This window comes from Rhizobium sp. UFLA01-1127 (genome assembly GCF_059803845.1).
On record NZ_JAUQTZ010000233.1, the window covers coordinates 1 to 5134 of the forward strand.

A 5134-nucleotide genomic window follows, 5' to 3' on the forward strand; every position below is an offset into this window, starting at 1 on the left:
CAGCAATGTCCATTGCGGGAACCGGCTGGCGATGTCGGCGGTGAACTTGCGATGACGGACATGCGATGCGCCACGGATATCCGGGCCATCGAAATTGGAGGCGTAGACAATGACATAGCGCTGGGAAAGGGAGAAGAGCCGGTCGAGATAGTCGACGTAGATGCGGTCATCAATCAGATGGTAAAGCACGTCGAGCGAAAGAGCGCAGTCATAGGCGTCTTCATGCATCTCCCAATCCAGCGACTGATCGCCCAGCCAGACGAAGTTGTAGTTCGGCTTGTCCCTGTACATCATCATCGTGCGCTCGATGACCGTTTTGGAGACATCAAAGCCCGTATACCGGTCGAACGAGAAGTATTTCAACTGATTGCCGTCGCCGGAGCCCATTTCGGCAAAGGAGGTAAGACCTTTCTTCCGGGCAAAGCCGTTCAGAAATTCACCCTTGTACCTGGCGAGCAGGTCATAGGAGCCGGGGCCTGAATTGCCGCCGTTGCGGTAGCGGCCCTCCCAATAGCCGGTTGAATCAAAGGCAGCAGCGACTTCCGGTCTCCGCGTCGGCTGCGGCAGCGGCGTAACCGGAGCAAACCGCTCAACAGGCGGCATCGGAATAGGTTGCGGCTGTATCAGGAAGGGCTGCTGTGCGGGCTGCATCGCCACTTCGACCGCTGGCACGGCATCGCGAATCTGCTGCACCGATATGGCCTGCGGTACCGGTGCAGGCTGCTGGATCTGGGGCGCTGGCGCAGGACGCTGGGCCAGCCAAAGCGGAACCGGTCTTTTCAAATTGGAGCCGGCCTGCTGTTCCGGCGAAGCGGTATAGATGGGCTTTGCGACCTCGGCTACACGATCGCCCATGACGATATCGAGTTCGTACAGCTGCTTGGCGAGAGGGAACTTTTCGCTCACATAGTCGATCCATTGGTGGGTCTGGCCCGAGATGATCTTTTCGACGGCCTCGTCCACCGACGAGAAGCGGATTTCGTCGGGCCAGAACTCTTCCGCACCGGGATAGTCATGGACCACGGGCAGGGCGCCGACGGCCATTGCCTCGGCAATGTTGTAACCGAAGCTCTCATGTACCGAGGTCGACAGGATCACGCCCTTGTCCGACAGGAATGCGGGCATATTCCGCTGCCAGCCATGGAAGAAGACATTGCGGGTGAGACCGAGCTTTTCTGTCGTACGCTGCAGATAAGGCATCATGACGAACTCTTCCTGTTCGCCGGCCACATGCAGCGTGTAGGAAGGGTCCCGCTTCACCAGCGAATGCATGATCTGCAGGAAGAGAGGCTGGTTCTTGCGCATGAAGGGCTTGGCGGCCCAGACGATCTTCTTCTTGTCGAGCGAAGGGATCGGCTTGAACTTATCGAGATTGAGGCCGTTCCAGACGACATGGGTGCGCGTCTTCTGCGTGACATGCGGCGCCCTGAGCTTCAGGACGCGAAGCATGTCGTGAGATACGAGGATCAGATCGTCGATGGCCCCGAAGTCGATGCGCTGAGGGAAATTCGATTCCACGATCTCGAAGCGATGCCAGCGGGCAATGACGCGTTTGCCGAGCCGGCGGATATTCTGGTTGATCGCATGCACGAAGAGCTCGTTGCAGAATTCGAACCAGACGATATCGGCCCATTCCACAGCCGTCTCGATTTCCTTGTAGGTCCTCGGCTGTATGGCCAGAACTTCGTAAGTCTTTGACAGATGTTGGAATATATCACCGATGAAGCTGTCGACTTCGATGATTATGGCCAGCTTTTTCTTCTGATGCATCTTCTGCTACCGTAAAAAAGACGAGTGGTTCTTAGTCCCGACCTGACGGACGACACGATCGACCTTCGTGTCCGCCGAGCACCGACGTTCTTGGCAATATCCTGAGCGCGCGATTGCCCCGCGTAGAAATTCCAGCCCTAAGGTTATGCCGGCCAACTTTCGCGAGGCTGGATTGCACGAAATGCCTTTTCGGGCGGACCGCAGCCTTCGATTTGTCCGCACAAGCTTCGCAAAAGGAACGATCGCCAAGGTGCCGATCAAACGGGCTTGATTGCGAGTGAATCTCCGGGAGCCGGTTAAGCGGCTGCGTTCTTCGGATCAGCCGTTACTTGGGGTTCGGAATTAGGGGACAGTCAGATGTCATTGGCCGCGAACAGCCTGCATACGCCCGTCAACGGAGTGCATCAGGCGAGCCCGATACAATGGTCCGATGCGCCGCTTCTGACGCAGGACATGCTGAGCGGAACGTTCTGGAGCCTTGGGGACGTCAATCGCGGGATGTTCTCGCCGTTCGTGGTTCTGGCGCCTGATGGCATGATCGGCAATTATTTCGATCCCGCTGTCGACTTCTGGCATGTCATGGGCGGCCGGCTTTGCCTGATCGACAGGGACGGGCTGCCATCGGTCATTTTCGATTCGGCGCATATCGAGGATGGCAATCTCATGGCGCTTGCGGGGCGCGGGGTCATTGGCGGCGTTAACACGACCTACCTGCTGGTGCCGGCCGATCATCCTCAGCATCCGCTGTTTTCGACGCCCGCAGGCGTCGAGCGCAAGGCAAAGTTCCTGGTACAGCCTGAAGAGGGGCTAAGGCGTCCCAATCTCGTGGTTGTGCCGGCCAATTCGAAGTCTCTGCATCCGCGCTGGTTCGAGAAGATCGACGACGCATCGCGCAACTGGGATCTCTGCATCGGCTATTATGGCGCCGAGACCCCGGAAGTTTCCAGCAGCCCCTACGAATACCTGGCGCATCTGCCGAAGACCAAGAAATTCAAGATCATCCATGATCTCTTTTATGAAGGCAGTCCGCTTTGGAACTATGAGCGGATCTGGCTGCCGGATGACGATTTGCTGTGCGACGGCGAGGACATCAACAGGATGTTCCATCTCTCGCACAAACATGGCCTCGATCTGGCGCAGCCATCGCTGAAGCAAGGTTCCGGTTCCCATCCGAACCACCCTTTGACCGTTCACAAGCCCGACAGCGTCGTCCGCTTCGAAGGCTTCGTTGAAATCATGTGTCCGATCTTCTCGCATCGCGCGCTGCAGATTTGTATCGGCTCCATGAAGGATGTGGAGTCGGGCTACGGTCTTGATCATCTCTGGCCCTCGTTCCTTGGAAGGCCGGCTGGGCGTATGGGGATCATAGATGCCGTTGCCATCGCCCATACGCGCCCGATCGGCGCGACCTATGATGTGAGATCCGCGATCGGCGAGCAGGCGGCTCTCTGGCAGGCCTACGGGTTTCAGTATCGTCCGGTGCCCGGGGTAAAGTGATCATATCGATTACCGCGTTGAAAGCTTGAAAACATGATAGATTTTTCGAATGTAGATCTCTTAATCGTCGGCGCAGGCTTCTATGGCGCGACGATTGCGGAGAGGGTGGCGAACGAGCTGCAGAAGAATGTGCTTCTGATCGACCGGCGCAGCCACATCGGCGGCAATGCCTACAGCGAATTCGACGGCGAGACGGGCATCGAAGTTCACCGTTACGGTGCGCATCTCTTTCACACGCCGAACGAGGTAGTCTGGACCTACCTCAACAGATTCACAACCTTCACGGACTACAAGCACCGCGTCTATTCGACCTATCGCGACCAGGTCTATTCGATGCCGATCAATCTCGGCACGATCTCGCAATTCTTCAACCGGCGCCTTTCTCCCGCCGATGCAAAGGCATTGATAGCGGAGCAGGCGGCCGAGATGGCAGATCGTCATCCGGCCAATCTGGAAGAGAAGGCGATTTCCCTGATCGGCCGGCCGTTGTACGAGGCATTCATCCGCGGCTACACGGCCAAGCAATGGCAGACCGATCCGCGTGATCTGCCGGAGCACATCATCACGCGCCTGCCGGTCCGCTACACTTTCGACAATCGCTATTTCAACGACAAATACGAGGGCCTGCCGGTCGACGGCTATACCGCAATCTTCGAGAGGATGCTGAAGCATCCCAAAATCCAGATCGCCCTTGATGTCGATTTCTTCTCGTTGAAATCCTCGCTGCCGGAGGGTCTTCCGATCGTCTATACCGGCCCGATCGATCGCTATTTCGATTATTCCGAGGGCGAACTCGGCTGGCGCACGATCGATTTCGAGAAAGAGACCCTGAATACCGGCGACTTCCAGGGGATGGCGGTCATGAACTATGCCGACGAGACGATCCCCTATACGCGCATTCTGGAATTTCGCCATTTCAATCCGGAGCGCAGCTATCAGAATGAGAAAACCGTCGTCGTGCGGGAATATTCGCGCTCGGCGAAGCGGGTCGATGAGCCGTATTATCCGATCGATACGCGGCAGGACAAAGAGATCTTCCTGCGATATCGCGAACGGGCCGAAGCGGAGACCAATGTCCATTTCGGCGGGCGCCTCGGCACCTACCGCTATCTCGATATGCATCAGGCAATCGGCGCGGCCTTGAAGGCGTTCGATAGCCGCATCGTTCCGCATTTCACCGAGGGACGCTCCATCGGCGGTGAGAAATAGATAGCGGCCGGCATGTGATTGCCTTCGGCTTGCCTTCAAGGCGATGCCGGGCGAAAGTCATCGTGAAAATGGTTGAATTATAACGAGAAAGCCCGGCGACCGGGCTTTCTCTTTTTTCCTTTAGGACCGTCTGCGGCGTTCGCGCGCCGGCGCGGCGGCGCTTTCGTTGGCGGTCTTGTTGCGCAGCGGTCCGATCCGTTCGACGATCGTTTCCAGTGTCGGGCGGGGGCCGCGCACGTAGCTGTCCAGCGCCTGACGCATGGCGGCCAGATGGCCGCAGGAGGTGCCGCAGCAGCCGCCGATGATCTTCGCGCCGGCGTCGCGTGCGAGACGGGCATAGTCCGCCATCAGCGGTGGTGTGCCGGAATAATGGATTTCGGCACCGCGATATTCGGGAATGCCGCAATTGCCCTTGACGATGACGGTTGCGGCCGGGTCCGCCTCGGTCATGTCGAGCAGGCTGGCCAGGATATCCGATGCGCCAACGCCGCAATTGGCGCCGACCGCGAGCGGACCTCCGCCGATGTCGGTGGCGATGGCATGAATGTCCTTCGGGTGCAGGCCCATCATGGTCTTGCCGGCAGTGTCGAAGGAGCCCGTATAGGCATAGGGCAGGCCGACCTTTGCCGCGGCTTCAGCAGCAGCACGGATCTCTTCC

4 protein-coding genes are annotated in these 5134 nt (G+C 58.1%); 2 read left to right on the forward strand and 2 right to left on the reverse strand.

Annotation, left to right across the window (positions count from 1 at the left end; genetic code table 11):
* Positions 1-1770: glycosyltransferase (locus Q4Q11_RS30760; protein ID WP_498571853.1), on the reverse strand; the 1770-nt coding region annotated here is incomplete at its 3' end.
* Positions 1771-2127: 357 nt separating this feature from the next.
* On the opposite strand from Q4Q11_RS30760, the gene Q4Q11_RS30765 reads away from it, so the two are divergent.
* Together Q4Q11_RS30765 and glf are read left to right on the forward strand one after the other, a co-directional pair.
* Positions 2128-3267, forward strand: coding sequence for a DUF707 domain-containing protein (locus Q4Q11_RS30765; RefSeq protein ID WP_498571854.1), 1140 nt, complete (start codon positions 2128-2130; stop codon positions 3265-3267).
* Positions 3268-3300: 33 nt separating this feature from the next.
* Positions 3301-4476, forward strand: coding sequence for a UDP-galactopyranose mutase (glf, locus tag Q4Q11_RS30770; protein ID WP_112510011.1), 1176 nt, complete (start codon positions 3301-3303; stop codon positions 4474-4476).
* Positions 4477-4596: 120 nt separating this feature from the next.
* Here glf and Q4Q11_RS30775 read toward each other — a convergent pair.
* Positions 4597-5134, reverse strand: a 538-nt coding sequence (locus Q4Q11_RS30775) for a homocysteine S-methyltransferase family protein (protein WP_498571855.1), incomplete at its 5' end; no start/stop codon positions are given.